This window comes from Curtobacterium sp. MCLR17_054 (assembly GCF_003234335.2).
In the GTDB taxonomy this organism is placed as follows: domain Bacteria; phylum Actinomycetota; class Actinomycetes; order Actinomycetales; family Microbacteriaceae; genus Curtobacterium; species Curtobacterium flaccumfaciens.
Map to the genome: position 1 here is coordinate 3,136,878 of NZ_CP126263.1, position 12,847 is coordinate 3,149,724.

The 12,847-nt window shown below is 72.5% G+C and carries 16 protein-coding genes; 11 read left to right on the top strand and 5 right to left on the bottom strand.

Annotated features, from left to right (window positions below):
* Window positions 1-20 precede the first annotated feature (20 nt).
* Complete coding sequence (locus DEJ08_RS14810; RefSeq protein ID WP_258367194.1) at window positions 21-926, top strand: LysM domain-containing protein; 906 nt, start codon at window positions 21-23, stop codon at window positions 924-926.
* Window positions 927-1,137: 211 nt separating this feature from the next.
* On the opposite strand, the gene pgi is transcribed toward DEJ08_RS14810, so the two are convergent.
* The 4 genes from pgi to DEJ08_RS14830 all read right to left on the bottom strand — a co-directional run bounded on the left by pgi (window position 1,138) and on the right by DEJ08_RS14830 (window position 5,866).
* A complete protein-coding gene (gene pgi / locus DEJ08_RS14815) occupies window positions 1,138-2,859 on the bottom strand; it encodes a glucose-6-phosphate isomerase (protein WP_110861107.1) in 1,722 nt (573 codons plus the stop codon).
* A 237-nt stretch (window positions 2,860-3,096) separates the two neighbouring features.
* Entirely contained in the window at window positions 3,097-5,328 is a 2,232-nt protein-coding gene (locus tag DEJ08_RS14820) for a heavy metal translocating P-type ATPase (protein ID WP_111055104.1), read from the bottom strand.
* Window positions 5,325-5,543: a heavy-metal-associated domain-containing protein gene (locus DEJ08_RS14825; RefSeq protein ID WP_111024449.1), complete on the bottom strand. Its 219-nt coding sequence runs from the start codon at window positions 5,541-5,543 to the stop codon at window positions 5,325-5,327. Before DEJ08_RS14825 ends, DEJ08_RS14820 begins: the two co-directional genes overlap by 4 nt.
* Before the next feature lie 32 nt (window positions 5,544-5,575).
* The gene (locus DEJ08_RS14830) at window positions 5,576-5,866 is read right to left on the bottom strand and encodes a metal-sensitive transcriptional regulator (protein ID WP_027466001.1); all 291 of its coding nucleotides are present in this window, start codon (window positions 5,864-5,866) and stop codon (window positions 5,576-5,578) included.
* 82 nt (window positions 5,867-5,948) lie between these two features.
* Between DEJ08_RS14830 and DEJ08_RS14835 the strand changes: the two genes are divergently transcribed.
* From DEJ08_RS14835 to DEJ08_RS14880, 10 genes are all read left to right on the top strand, one after another.
* Window positions 5,949-7,169, top strand: coding sequence for a helix-turn-helix domain-containing protein (locus DEJ08_RS14835; protein WP_111055105.1), 1,221 nt, complete (start codon window positions 5,949-5,951; stop codon window positions 7,167-7,169).
* Between the two features lie 169 nt (window positions 7,170-7,338).
* On the top strand, window positions 7,339-7,797 hold the full coding sequence (locus DEJ08_RS14840) for an Asp23/Gls24 family envelope stress response protein (RefSeq protein ID WP_111024451.1): 459 nt from the start codon (window positions 7,339-7,341) through the stop codon (window positions 7,795-7,797).
* Window positions 7,794-7,985: a DUF2273 domain-containing protein gene (locus tag DEJ08_RS14845; RefSeq protein WP_017885412.1), complete on the top strand. Its 192-nt coding sequence runs from the start codon at window positions 7,794-7,796 to the stop codon at window positions 7,983-7,985. The genes DEJ08_RS14840 and DEJ08_RS14845 overlap by 4 nt, the downstream gene beginning before the upstream one ends.
* Entirely contained in the window at window positions 7,982-8,296 is a 315-nt protein-coding gene (locus DEJ08_RS14850) for a hypothetical protein (protein WP_017885411.1), read from the top strand. The genes DEJ08_RS14845 and DEJ08_RS14850 overlap by 4 nt, the downstream gene beginning before the upstream one ends.
* A 9-nt stretch (window positions 8,297-8,305) precedes the next feature.
* Complete coding sequence (locus tag DEJ08_RS14855) at window positions 8,306-8,881, top strand: DUF6286 domain-containing protein (RefSeq protein ID WP_027465998.1); 576 nt, start codon at window positions 8,306-8,308, stop codon at window positions 8,879-8,881.
* Window positions 8,878-9,441, top strand: coding sequence for a hypothetical protein (locus tag DEJ08_RS14860; RefSeq protein WP_071405960.1), 564 nt, complete (start codon window positions 8,878-8,880; stop codon window positions 9,439-9,441). The genes DEJ08_RS14855 and DEJ08_RS14860 overlap by 4 nt, the downstream gene beginning before the upstream one ends.
* An 82-nt stretch (window positions 9,442-9,523) precedes the next feature.
* Window positions 9,524-9,697, top strand: a complete 174-nt coding sequence (locus DEJ08_RS14865; RefSeq protein WP_017885408.1) for a CsbD family protein — start codon at window positions 9,524-9,526, stop codon at window positions 9,695-9,697.
* Window positions 9,698-9,775: 78 nt separating this feature from the next.
* Complete coding sequence (locus DEJ08_RS14870; protein WP_181439039.1) at window positions 9,776-10,675, top strand: Asp23/Gls24 family envelope stress response protein; 900 nt, start codon at window positions 9,776-9,778, stop codon at window positions 10,673-10,675.
* On the top strand, window positions 10,672-11,088 hold the full coding sequence (locus DEJ08_RS14875) for an MFS transporter permease (RefSeq protein WP_111055107.1): 417 nt from the start codon (window positions 10,672-10,674) through the stop codon (window positions 11,086-11,088). The genes DEJ08_RS14870 and DEJ08_RS14875 overlap by 4 nt, the downstream gene beginning before the upstream one ends.
* Before the next feature lie 100 nt (window positions 11,089-11,188).
* Entirely contained in the window at window positions 11,189-11,839 is a 651-nt protein-coding gene (locus DEJ08_RS14880) for a gamma-glutamylcyclotransferase family protein (RefSeq protein WP_258367197.1), read from the top strand.
* On the opposite strand, the gene DEJ08_RS14885 is transcribed toward DEJ08_RS14880, so the two are convergent.
* Window positions 11,815-12,804 carry an NAD-dependent epimerase/dehydratase family protein gene (locus tag DEJ08_RS14885; RefSeq protein WP_111055108.1) on the bottom strand — a complete coding sequence of 330 codons (990 nt, stop codon included), beginning with the start codon at window positions 12,802-12,804 and terminating at the stop codon, window positions 11,815-11,817. The two genes, DEJ08_RS14880 and DEJ08_RS14885, sit on opposite strands and share 25 nt — an antisense overlap.
* Between the last annotated feature and the right edge of the window lie 43 nt (window positions 12,805-12,847).

Sequence of the window (12,847 nt, forward strand, 5' to 3'; positions counted from 1 at the left end):
CCTCGACCTGAGGGGGCATCATGAAACGGACCGGCGGAATCGCCATCGTGCTGGCGGCCGGCGTGGTGCTGTCCGGCTGCTCGCTGCTGCGGGGACCGGACGGTGCTCTGCCCGCTCCCGCTTCCCCGCCCGCGTCGAGCCCGACCGCGAGCGAGACCCCGGCGGCGACCCCGACCGGCGAGTCCGCATCGGACCTGATCGAGGCGTCGGCGAACCCGCGCACACCGACCCCGGTGCCGACGGAGGCCGCCGCCCCCGCACCGACGCTGACACCGATCCCCGCCGGGACCGTCCTGGCGCAGGGAGACGTGGCCTCGCCGAAGGGCAGCGTGCACTTCCACTTCCGGGTGGTCGCGGACGGCGACGACACGTTCACCGCGCAGTACTCCGGGATCACCTCGACGCTGCCGGTGCCGATCGGCGTCGCGTTGTTCGACCTGCCCCGTGCGGTGGGCGACGGGCTGACCTACCCCGGTGTCGGTGACCGGACCCTCGGCGGCCCGACCAGCACGGCGGCCGCGGTCGACGTCCCGTTGGACGGATCCGGGGTCGACCCGTCACACCTCGGCACCCTCGTGACCTACTCCGCCGCGGCGCCCGGACAGGACGTCCCCGTCGAGATCTCCGCCGGCAAGGTCCTCGCGGTGTCCACCGTGCGGTGGTCCGTCCCCGCCCGGCAGACGAACGTGCACCCGAAGGACGCCGGACGACGGGCGAACGCGACCGGGACCGTCACCGCGACCACGGCCGCCGGCGCGCCGAGGTCCTACGGCGTCGCCCCGGACGACCTGATCGGGGACGTCGCGGCGCGGTTCGGCATCACCGTCCGCGACCTGGTCTGGCTCAACGAGGGCGTCCAGGTGTTCGGCGAGGACCAGCACCTGTACGAGGGCACCTCCCTCAACCTCGACCCGCTCGCCCGCTGAGCCGGCGGCCCGGCGCCGAGCCCCGCGGCGTCGCAGCGGGGCTCTCGAAAGCGACACTTCTCCGCGGAAGATCGGCGCGCATCTGTCGCTTTCGCAGGCCTGACGGCGGCCCGTCGGGCGCAACTGTCGCTTTGGCAGTGCCCGACACGACGGACGGGAGGCCCGTGGCGGATCCGCCACGGGCCTCCCGTCCGTCAGGTGGGGGCGTGCGTTACTTCCGCAGCTCCAGGTACTTCGCGATGAGCGCCTTGGTCGACGGGTCCTGCGCGTCGAGTGCGGCCTGGTCGCCCTCGACGGCCGGCGTGACCTGCAGCGCCAGCTGCTTGCCGAGCTCCACACCCCACTGGTCGAACGAGTCGATGCCCCAGATCGTGCCCTCGGTGAACACGATGTGCTCGTACAGGGCGATGAGCTGGCCGAGGACGCTCGGGGTGAGCTCCGGCGCGATGATCGACGTGGTCGGCTTGTTGCCGGGGAACGTGCGCGCCGCGACGATGCCCTCGTCCGTGGTGCCCTCGGCGCGGACCTCGTCCGCGCTCTTGCCGAACGCGAGCGCCTTGGTCTGCGCGAAGAAGTTCGCCAGGAACAGCGTGTGCACGTCGGTGCCGGGCGCGACGCCCTTGCCGTCGCCGGTCTCGTCCTTGAGCGGACGGGCCGGGTTGGCGACCGTGATGAAGTCGGCCGGGATCAGGCGGGTGCCCTGGTGGATGAGCTGGTAGAACGCGTGCTGGCCGTTCGTGCCGGGCTCGCCCCAGAAGACCTCGCCGGTCTCGGTGGTGACGGGCGAGCCGTCCCAGCGGACGCGCTTGCCGTTCGACTCCATGGTGAGCTGCTGGAGGTACGCGGCGAAGCGGTGCAGGTACTGCGTGTACGGCAGGACCGCGTGGCTCTGCGCACCGAGGAAGTTCGTGTACCAGACGTTGAGCAGGCCCATCAGGACGGGGACGTTCTGCTCGAGCGGCGTGGTGCGGACGTGCTCGTCGATCGCGTGGAAGCCGGCGAGGAACTGCTCCCAGTTCTCCTTGCCGATCGCGATGACGACGCTCGTGCCGATGGCCGAGTCGACCGAGTAGCGGCCGCCCACCCAGTCCCAGAAGCCGAAGGCGTTCTCGGGGTCGATGCCGAAGGCCTCGACCTTGTCGAGCGCGGTGGAGACGGCGACGAAGTGCTTGGCGACGGCGTTCTTCTTCTCGTCGTCGGCGGCGTCGGTCAGGCCGAGCTCCTCCCACAGCCACTGGCGGGCGAGGCGCGCGTTCGTCAGGGTCTCGAGCGTGCCGAAGGTCTTCGACGCGACGATGAAGAGCGTGGTCTCGGGGTCCAGGTCCGCGGTCTTCTCGTAGATGTCCGCCGGGTCGATGTTCGACACGAAGCGGGCCTCGAGGCCGGGCTGGACGTAGGGCTTGAGTGCCTCGTAGACCATGACCGGGCCGAGGTCGGAGCCACCGATGCCGATGTTGACGACGGTCTCGATGCGCTTGCCGGTGACGCCGGTCCAGGCGCCGCTGCGGACCTGCTCGGCGAAGCCGTAGACCTTGTCGAGCGTGGCGTGCACGTCGGCGTCGACGTCCTGGCCGTCGACGGTCAGGGGCGCCGCCGGCACGAGGCCCTCGGTCGCCTTCGGGCGGCGGAGCGCGGTGTGCAGCACGGCGCGGTCCTCGGTGACGTTGATGTGCTCACCGGCGAGCATCGCCTGGAAGCGTTCGGCGACGCCGGTGTCCTTCGCGACCTGCAGCAGCGCGGCGAGGATCTCGTCGGTCACCAGGCCCTTGGAGAGGTCGACGGTCAGGTCGGCCGCCTGGAAGGTGTACTGCTCGGCACGACCGGGGTCGCTGTCGAACCACCCTCGCAGGTCCGGGGTGAAGTCGGCAGCGATGCTGTCGAGCTTCTTCCAGCCTTCGGTCGATGTGGGGTCGACGGGAGCGGATTCGGTCACTTCGGTCCTCCTGGGGATCACGTTCAAGACGTACAGCCCGCGGGTCACGCAGCGCTGCGTCGCGGACCGTCTTCGAGCGTAGTGCGCTCCGGCGGGTGGTGCGCACAGTCGGCCGGGAGGCGCGGCTCGCGTTCGCTGCGCGCGTCACGCATCCCGGCCGGTCGCGTTCCGTGCCGCGGTCGGCTTGCCGGGTTCACGGCTGCGGTCGGTTCGCCCGGTTCACGGCTGTGGCCGGCTTCACGGCTGCGCCGCGAAGCGACGCAACCGCAGGCTGTTCGTCACGACGAAGACCGACGAGAACGCCATCGCCGCACCCGCGAGCACCGGGTTGAGCAGCCCCGCCATCGCGAGCGGGATCGCCGCGACGTTGTACGCGAACGCCCAGAACAGGTTGCCCTTGATGACGCCGAGCGTCGCGCGCGACAGCCGGATGGCGTCGGCCACCACGGTGAGCCGACCGCTGACGACCGTGATGTCGCTCGCCGCGATGGCCGCGTCGGTGCCGGCCCCCATGGCGATGCCGAGGTCGGCCGCGGCCAGTGCGGCGGCGTCGTTCACGCCGTCGCCGACCATCGCGACGCTCCGACCCTCGGCCTGCAGCCGGCGGACGGTCTCGAGCTTCGACGCCGGGGTCGCGCGGGCGTGCACCTCGTCGATGCCGACGCTCGCGGCGACCGCACGTGCGGCACCGTCGTTGTCGCCGGTGAGCAGGACCGGGTGCAGGCCGAGCGCACGGAAGCGGGCGATCGCGTCGGCGGCCTCGGGCTTCACGGTGTCGCCGACGACGACCACGCCCAGGGCCGTGCCGTTCCGGGCGACGACGACCGCCGTGCCCCCGTCGGCCTCGACACGGTCGACGGCGTCGGACAGCACCGTTGGCAGGGTGATCGACCACGAGTCGGCGAGCCAGCGGGTCGTGCCGACCAGCACGACGTCGCCGTCCACGACAGCCTGCACACCGGCGCCGGCGGTCGCGGTGAACTGCTCGGCCTCGGGCAGGTCGACGCCCCGGGCACGGGCCGCGGTGGTCACGGCGCGGGCGACGGGGTGTTCGGAGCCGTCCTCGACCGCCGCGGCGAGGCGCAGGACGACGTCCTCGGTCTCGTCGAGGGCGGTGACCGACCGCAGGGTCATCGACCCCGTGGTGACGGTGCCGGTCTTGTCGAGCACGACGGTGTCGACACCGCGGGTGCGCTCGAGCACCTGCGGACCGCCGATCAGGATGCCGAGCTGGGAGCCGCGACCGGTGCCGACCAGCAGCGCGGTGGGCGTAGCGAGCCCGAGGGCGCACGGGCAGGCGATGATCAGGGTGGCGACGGCCGCGGTGAAGGCCGCGGTGACCGAGCCGCCGAACACGAGCCAGCCGACGAAGGCCAGCCCGGCGAGCGCGATGACGATCGGCACGAAGACCCCGGACACGCGGTCGGCCAGACGCTGCACCTCGGCCTTGCCGGTCTGGGCGTCCTCGACCAGGCGACCCATCCGGGCGAGCTCGGTGTCGGCGCCGACACGCGTGATCGCGACGACGAGCCGCCCGCCGACGTTGATCGTGGCACCGGTGACCCGGTCGCCCGGGCCGACCTCGACCGGCACGGACTCGCCGGTGAGCATGCTGAGGTCGACGGCCGAGGAGCCGTCCTGCACCAGGCCGTCGCTCGGGATCCGCTCGCCGGGTCGCACCACGACGACGTCGCCCACGACCAGGGAGGAGGCGGCCACGAGGTGTTCGGCACCGTCGCGCAGGACGGTGGCGTCCTTCGCACCGAGTTCGAGCAGTGCCCGGAGTGCGGCACCGGACTGTGTCTTCGCGCGGGCCTCCATGTACCGGCCGGCGAGGATGAACACCGTCACGGCGGTCGCGACCTCGAGGTACAGGTCGGTGGCCTCGGGGTCCGTGGCGAACCACGAGAACGTCATGTGCATGCCGGTCGTGCCGGCGTCGCCGAAGAACAGGGCGTACAGCGACCACCCGAAGGCAGCGAGGACACCGACGCTCACCAGGGTGTCCATGGTGGCGGCACCGTGCCGGGCGTTGACCCACGCGGCACGGTGGAACGGGAGCGCACCCCAGACGGCGACGGGTGCCGCGAGCGTCAGGGCGAGCCACTGCCAGTTCGGGAACTGCAGCGCCGGCACCATCGAGAGCACCACGACGGGCACCGCGAGCACGGCGGACACGACCAGGCGTCGGCGCAGCGGGCCGGTCGGGTCCTCGTCGACCGCGGGGTCGGCGTCAGCAGCGGCGGGCGGGGCCGGCACCGTAGCACCGTAGCCGGCCGACTCCACCGCGGCGATCAGCGACTCGGGGTCAGCGGTGCCCTCAGCGGCGACCTGCACCTGCGCCTTCTCGGTGGCGTAGTTGACGGTGGCGGTGACCCCGGGCAGCTTGCCGAGCTTCCGCTCGATGCGGTTCGCGCACGAGGCGCAGGTCATCCCGGTGATGTCGAGTTCGACGGTGCGGTCGGTCACGAGCGCACGACCTCGTACCCCGCCTCGGTGACGGCGGCGCGGAGGGCGTCCGCGTCGACGGGTGCCGCCGAGCTGACGGTGACCTCGGACGATCCGCCGGGGACGAGTCGGACGTCGACGCCCGACACCCCGTCGACCTCGGTGAGTTCCTCGGTGACGCTCATCACGCAGTGGTCACAGGTCATGCCCTCGACGAGCAGCGTTTCGGTGGTCATGGTGTCTCCTTCTCGATGGTGGGTCGTCGGGGTCAGGAGCGGACGAGCCGGGCGATCGCCTGGCTGGCCTCGCGCACCTTCTCGTCGGCGGCGTCCCCGCCCTCGGCGACGGCCTCGGCGACGCAGTGCGCCAGGTGGTCCTCGAGCAGCGACAGCGCGACGCGTTCGAGCGCCCGGTTCGCCGCCGAGATCTGGGTCAGGACGTCGATGCAGTACGTCTCGTCCTCGACCATCCGCGCGATGCCGCGCACCTGCCCCTCGGCGCGACGGAGTCGCTTGAGCAGGTCGTCCTTGTCGCCGATGTACCCGACGTGTTCGTGCATGTCCGCCTCCACCGTTCTCAATACGGTACCCCCCTAGGGTATTCCGATCTCGTCCGCGCGCAACCGGTGGCATGATCAGCGCATGGACCCCTCGACGACGAACGGATTCCGCCGGCTGCGGTTCTCCGACGGCGAGGGTTCCGACTACTCCGAGATCTTCGCGGCCGAGTACGGCGGCTCGGACTTCGCCTCCGAGACGTTCGCCACCGACGACACCCGGTACGAGTACACGGTCGTGGGCGACGACGACCTGTCGCTGCGCACCATGCGGGCCGAGGGCGGTCGGCGGGGCGGGGTCATCGGCGTGCGGGACGACCACGTGGTGTTCTGGCTGACCAAGGGCCGGCTCGAGATGCACTTCGCCGACCGCACCCGCGTCGTCGAGCCGGGCAGCCCGTACATCGCGTCGGCGTCCGAGGCCTACCGATTCGAGTCCGACGGCACGGTCTACAACGGCGTGCACGTGTCCGACCGGTTCCTGCGGAGCGTCGGCCGCGACCTCGGCTACCGCCTGCCCGACGGCCCACTGCTGTTCGACCAGCAGGACGAGGTCGTCGCCCGGCGCGAACCCCTGCGGCACCTGATCCGAGAACTCGGGCCGGCCCTGGTCGACGAGCGCGTGCTCGGGCCGATGCGGACCGCGCTGAACCGCCGGCTGGCCGTCGTCATCCTCGACACGTTCCCGATCCGGAACCGCGGCGACGACGTCCCCGTGGCGAACCGGCTCCGCGACGCGATCCGCTTCATCGAGCTGCACGCCGCCGAACGCCCCTCGATCCCCACCATCGCCGCGGCCTGCGGACTGAGCCAGCGCGGGCTGCAGGACGTCTTCGCCCGGACGCTCGACACCACCCCGCACCGGTTCCTCCGCGACCACCGCCTCGACCGGGTGCGCGAGGAGCTGCTCCGCGCGGACCGGGGCGGCCCGGTCGCCCCGGCGGACTGTCCGCTCGTGTCCTCCGGCATCGCCGCGATCGCCCGCCGCTGGGGCTTCACCAACCCGGGCCGGTTCGCCGAGACCTACCGCGACCGGTTCGGTGAGGACCCCGCCGTGACGAAACGCGCGTCGCTGGCCGCGCAGCCGCAGGTCGGCAAGGCGTCGTGGCGTGTCCGTCGTGCGGTGTCGTACATCGAGCAGCACCTCGACGACCCGCTCACGCTCGACGACATCGCGGCCGCCGCAGGGGTGCTCCCCCGACGGCTGCAACAGCTCTTCCGCGAGGAGCGCGGCGAGTCCCCGATGGCCTGTGTCCGTGCCATGCGGGCCGCTGCCGAGCGCAACGGCGCGGCCGGAAACGGCTGAACGGCCGGACGGAACACCCCGGGGGTACACGCACTTCCCCGGATTTCTGGGGTTCCCTGGAAAGCAGCCGAATCCGAGAAGTCGTGTGTGACGAATCTCTTCCACAGCCCGTCTCATCCGTGAACAGCAACCGCTGGGAACGCCCGGCGGGTCAACGGAAGGAACGAACATGGCTGACACCATCACCCCCACCCCGGCCACCACGGCGACCCGTGCCACCTCGCACGCCGGCACCAGCGGCGTCACCGGCAAGACCGTCATCGACGACACCGTCGTGTCGAAGGTCGCCGGCATCGCCGCCCGCGAGGTCAACGGCGTGCACTCCCTCGGCAACGGCGCAGCCCGTGCCATCGGCGCCATCCGCGACGCCATCGGCCAGCGTGACTTCGGTCAGGGCGTCAAGGTCGAGGTCGGCGAGAAGCAGGTCGCCGCGGACATCGTGATCGTCGCCGAGTACCCGGTGTCGCTCCAGCAGGTCGCCGACGGCGTCCGTGCCGGTGTCGCCCGTGCCCTCGAGCAGATCGTCGGCATGGAGGTCGCCGAGGTCAACGTGACCGTCCAGGACGTCTACATCCCGGGTGACGACGACGACAACGAGGACGAGAAGAAGGAAGCCCGAGTCGCATGAGCAACACGCTGATCGGCGCCCTCATCGGCGCAGTCCTCGCCGTCGTGGCACTGCAGTTCGGGTTCTGGGGCTTCGTGCTCGTCATCGTCTTCGGTGCGATCGGGGCCCTCGTGGCCGCACTCGCCACCGGGCGCATCGACCGCGGTGCCCTGACCGACGTGCTGACCGGACGCCGGAGCTCCCGGTGAACGCCGGCCCGGACGTCCCGGGCCGCGTCGAGATCACCGCACGCGCGCTCACCTCGCTGGCGCGGGCCGTCGCAGCCGAAGGGCTCGGCGCCCCCGCCAAGCGGGTGCGCGTCGGACTCGGCGACGCGTCGGGAGCACTGTCGCTCGACATCACCGGGCCGATCGCCGCGAGCGACGACATCGTCTCCGGGTCGATCCGGATCGCGGACCAGGTCAAGGGTCGCGTGAGCGACCTGACCGGGCGTCGCGTCGGCAGTGCCCACATCGAACTCACCGGGATCGTGCGCGAGCACGAGTCCCGTGCCCGCTAGGAGGCCATCATGAGCAACGGTTCCGTCGAACGACGCATCCGTCGTCGGAGCGTGCACCGCTCCCGCTCCACAGCAGTGGCGGTGGCCCTCGTGGTGCTCGCTCTGGTGGCCGCCTGGATCGGCACCGAGGCGGTGCTCAGCGCCATCGGACGCCCGCCGCTGGTCGCCGACCCCCAGACCGTGGTCGACACGGCGCTCCGCCCGGACGCCGCGTTCGTCACCATCGTCGAGGTCATCGCGGGTGTGCTCGTCGTCCTCGGCGTCGTGCTGGTCGTCCTGGCGCTCAAGCCCGGCCGCCAGCACCGATCGGTCGTCGAGCACGAGCGTGGTGCGGTCGTCATCGACGCCCGCATCGTCGCCTCCACCGCGGCGAACGCTGCAGGCATGGCGGCCGGTGTCCCCGAGGGGAACGCCTCCGCCACCGCCCGTGGCCGTTCCACCGAGGTCCGCATCGTCCCCGTCACCGGTGTGCCGGTCGACGAGGCGAGCGTCCGCGCCGCCGTCGTGGAGCGCCTGAGCGGTCTCGACGAGCGCTTCGGCCGACGCGTCCGCGTCCGGGTCGAGGAGAAGGGAACCCTCGCATGACCAAGAGCAACCGGACCCTCAACCGGATCATCCTGTTCGTCCTCGGCCTCGTCGCCGTGGTCGTCGGGATCGCGATGGGCGCGGGCGTGCTGCCCGCCGTCCAGGACGCCGTCAAGCCGTACGTCGACCTCCCCCGCAGCCTCGACGTCCCCGCGTCCGCGCTGTGGATCGTCGCCGGGGTCGCGGCCCTCGTGATCGTCCTGTCGCTCGTGTGGGTGTTCACCCGAGGTGGTGGCGGCACGTCCGTCGCCGTCCGGGAACACTCGGGCGACGATGCGGTCACCGTCAACGTCGCACTCGTCCGGGACGTCCTCGAGCACGAACTCGCGGGTGTCCGCGACGTCGTCGGCTCCCGGGTCGACACCTACCTCGTCCGCCGGCAGCGCGCCGCCCGGATCCGTGTCGCGGTCCGCCGCGGCGGGGACGCCGTCAGCGTGCTCGACGCCGTCGACCGAGCCGTCGCGGTCCTCGACCGCACCCTCGGCCGTCCGGTCCCGGTGCTCGTGCACCTGACCGGCGGTACCCGCTCCGCGCTCGCGAAGTCGACCCGCGTCCACTGACACCCGTCAGCCGGACGCACGCCGGGCCTCCCGGCCCACCACCACACCACCGGGCGCACGCCCACTCACGAAAGGACCCGTCATGGGACTCGACGACAAGATCAAGAACGCCGCTCAGGACCTCGCCGGCAAGGCGAAGGAAGCCGTCGGCAACCTGACCAACGACGACGCCAAGGTCGCCGAAGGCAAGAAGGACCAGACCGCTGCCAGCGCGAAGCAGACCGGCGAGGACGTCAAGGACGTCTTCAAGAAGTAGGTCGCACGACCGCATCGGGGCACCCGTCGAACGGGTGCCCCGATGCGTCACCGCGCAGATCCCGAACGAGGAGGAACCATGCAGCACGACCCCCATGCGAACACGCAGGTCACCGAGGTGACCCTGCCCGCAGCACTGACGGAGCCGCTGCCCGACGACGCGAGCACCGCGACGATCGTCGCGCGCACCGCGGCGGAGACCGCGCTCGGCGTGCCCGGCGTGCACCACCTCGGCGGGATCGCCGCCCGTGCCGCGGATGAGCTGCGGAAGCAGCTCGGCCGCTCGGCGGGCACCGCCGGCGTGCAGGTCGACGAACAGGACGGCGTGCTCAGCGTGCAGGTCGCCGTCGTCGTCAGCTACCCGCACCCGGTGCTGGCCGTCGCCGCCGAGGTCCGGCAGCAGGTCACCGCAGCGACGCGGCAGCTGTCCGACCTCCGCACCTCGGTCGACGTGCGCGTCCTCGACGTGCACGGACCGTTCGACGACGAGCAGTCCCCGCTCGGCCGGGCCGCCGAGCAGGCGACCGATGCGGTCAAGCAGGCGGCCGAGTCGACCGGCGACGCGGTCAAGCGGGCCGCCGAGACCACCGCCGACGCGACCAAGCGTGCCGCGACGGCCACGGCGGAAGCGACCAAGCAGGCAGCGTCGGCCACGGCGGACGCGACGAAGCAGGCTGCCGACGCCACCGCCGACACGACCAAGCGTGCCGTCGACACCGCCACTGAGACGGGCGAGCGTCTGCGTGACGCCGCCTCGGAGTCGCTCGCCCGGGCATCCGAGCAGGCCGCCGACGCGGCATCGTCCGCGAAGGACGCCGCCGAGCAGGCCCGCGACGTCGTCGTCGACACAGCCGGCACGACCCGCGACCGGGCCGCCGACGCTGCCGATGCCGCGGCGGACGCGGCCGACGACGCAGCCGTCGCCGCCGATGCGGCAGCGGATGCCGCAGTGGCTCCCCGTCACCGGGACCAGCCGTGACCACCGCCTGGTCCGGAGGGCGCCGGCCCCGTGCCCGGCGTCCCCGACCCCGCGGCGTCTGGATCGCCGGCGGCATCGGGGTCTTCCTCGTCCTCGCCGTCGCGGTCGGCGGCTTCCTGCCGCTGGTCGGGTTCCTCGGCGGGGTCACCGCCACCACCGCCGGCCTCGTGCCGTTCCCGTTCGTCCGCGTCACCCTGATCGCCCTGCTCGGTGCGGTCGTGGTGCTCGCCCTGCTCCTGCTCGCCCTGACCCGCCGGCACACCGCGACCGCGACGACCGCCGTCGTGCTCGCCGTCCTGGTGAGCCTGGCCGTCACCCTGGTCCCCGTCGTCCTGGTCGCCGTCGGCTCCGCCGACCGCGCCGGCGATGTCTGGCCGATCGTCACCGAGCTCTGGACCCGCTTCACCGGCTGACGTCGTGCACACGGTCCCGGCCTGGAGGCCCGCCCCACCCGACCAGGTCGGCCCACCCGGGTGGTCCCGGGGTCCACTGCCCGTCCGCTAGCCTCGCGACGTGAAGCGTCTCTCCCCCGGCCAGCGCTGGGTCATCGGTCTCGGCGCGTTCGCGCTCGTCTGTCTCGTCGTCGGCGTCATCGGGCTGGTGGTCGGGATCACGAACCGGTACGGGTGCCTCTCCGATTCCGAGATCTGGCCGCAGTCCCGCTGCCTCGGCGACGACTCCGGGATCTACTGGGGCAGCGCCCTCGGCATCATCGGGCTGCTGCACCTCGGCCTGACCGGCCTGGCCGGTGCACTCGTCTGGACGTCGACCCCGACGGTCGCTCCGCGTCCCGTCGAGCGTCCGACGCCGCGCCCCGGCGAGACGCACCGGGTCTTCTCGTACGGCACGCTCCAGCAGCCGCTGGTGCAGGAGTCGCTGTTCGGGGACCACGTCCCCACCACCCCGGATTCCCTGCCCGGCTGGCGGCTCGACTGGGTGACGATCACCGACCCGGACGTCATCCGGACGAGCGGCTCCGACCGTCATCCCATCCTCCGCCGCGGCTCCGCGGACGACGTCGTCGAGGGTGTGGCCCTGACGCTCGGGTACGAATGGCAGCTCCGCGCGGTCGACGGCTACGAGGTCGCCGACTACCAGCGCATCCGGGTCACGCTGGCCTCGGGCTCGACGGCCTGGGTCTACGTGGCGGCCGACGAGGCCTGAGCCGCGGCGCGCAGCCGTTCGAGCCCCTGGTCGATCGACACCGACGGGGTCCACCGCAGGTCGCTCCGGGTCCGTCGCTGGTCGAACCAGTGCGCCGTCGAGAGCTGTTCGGCCAGGAACCGGGTCATCGGCGGCTCGTCCTCGCCCGGTCGGACGCGCCAGACGGCCTCCACCACGGAGCCCGCGGCCCGCGCGACCGCGGCCGGCACGTGCCACTGCGGCGGTCGGACGCCCGACGCCGTGCAGATGCCGGCGAGCAGGTCGGCGACCGGGCGGGGCTCACCGTTCGTGACGACGTACGCGTTGCCGTGGACGCAGTCGTCCCTGACGCGTTCGAGCGCCGCGACCATGGCCGTCGCGGCGTTGTCGACGTAGAGCGTGTCGATCAGCGCGGCGCCGGAGTCGAGCAGCGGGAGCCGTCCGGCGCGGGCACGCTCGACGATCCGTCCGACGAGCTGCGTGTCACCCGGACCCCACACCAGGTGCGGCCGGACCGCCACGACGGCGAAGTCCGGGGCGTCGGCGTCGAGTGCCAGCAGCTCCGCCGCGGCCTTGGTGCGGGCGTAGTCGCCACGAGCGCGGGACGGCTCGGCCGGACCGGCGTCGGCCCCGACGAGCGACGAACCGGTGTGCGCGACCGACGGCGACGACACGAAGACGAAGCGCCCGACCCCGGCTGCACGGGCGGCCGCCAGCAGTGAGCGGGTGCCCTCGATGTTGACCCGGGCGAAGTCGGCCGGGTCCCCGGCGAGTGACACCTTCGCCGCCAGGTGCACGACGGCCTCGACCCCGTCGACCGCGCGGGCGATCGCGGCGTTGTCGGTCATCGTCCCGGCGACGTCCTGCACCCCGGGCACACCGGATGGACGGCGCTGGAACGTCCGGACCTCGGGGCCGGCGTCCCGCACGGCGGCGGCGGTGGCCTGCCCGAGGAACCCGCTGGCCCCGGTGACCAGGACCTTCACGGGCGGACCATCCGGCCGCCGTCTCGAACCGCGACGGGTCGGT

What these genes read in the sequence shown, in the direction of transcription:
- DEJ08_RS14810 (WP_258367194.1), top strand. Translation starts at nt 21, where the DNA reads ATGAAACGGACCGGCGGAATCGCCATCGTGCTGGCGGCCGGCGTGGTG.
- DEJ08_RS14825 (WP_111024449.1), bottom strand. Translation starts at nt 5,543, where the DNA reads ATGACCACCGAAACGCTGCTCGTCGAGGGCATGACCTGTGACCACTGC.
- DEJ08_RS14830 (WP_027466001.1), bottom strand. Translation starts at nt 5,866, where the DNA reads ATGCACGAACACGTCGGGTACATCGGCGACAAGGACGACCTGCTCAAG.
- DEJ08_RS14835 (WP_111055105.1), top strand. Translation starts at nt 5,949, where the DNA reads ATGGACCCCTCGACGACGAACGGATTCCGCCGGCTGCGGTTCTCCGAC.
- DEJ08_RS14840 (WP_111024451.1), top strand. Translation starts at nt 7,339, where the DNA reads ATGGCTGACACCATCACCCCCACCCCGGCCACCACGGCGACCCGTGCC.
- DEJ08_RS14845 (WP_017885412.1), top strand. Translation starts at nt 7,794, where the DNA reads ATGAGCAACACGCTGATCGGCGCCCTCATCGGCGCAGTCCTCGCCGTC.
- DEJ08_RS14855 (WP_027465998.1), top strand. Translation starts at nt 8,306, where the DNA reads ATGAGCAACGGTTCCGTCGAACGACGCATCCGTCGTCGGAGCGTGCAC.
- DEJ08_RS14860 (WP_071405960.1), top strand. Translation starts at nt 8,878, where the DNA reads ATGACCAAGAGCAACCGGACCCTCAACCGGATCATCCTGTTCGTCCTC.
- DEJ08_RS14865 (WP_017885408.1), top strand. Translation starts at nt 9,524, where the DNA reads ATGGGACTCGACGACAAGATCAAGAACGCCGCTCAGGACCTCGCCGGC.
- DEJ08_RS14870 (WP_181439039.1), top strand. Translation starts at nt 9,776, where the DNA reads ATGCAGCACGACCCCCATGCGAACACGCAGGTCACCGAGGTGACCCTG.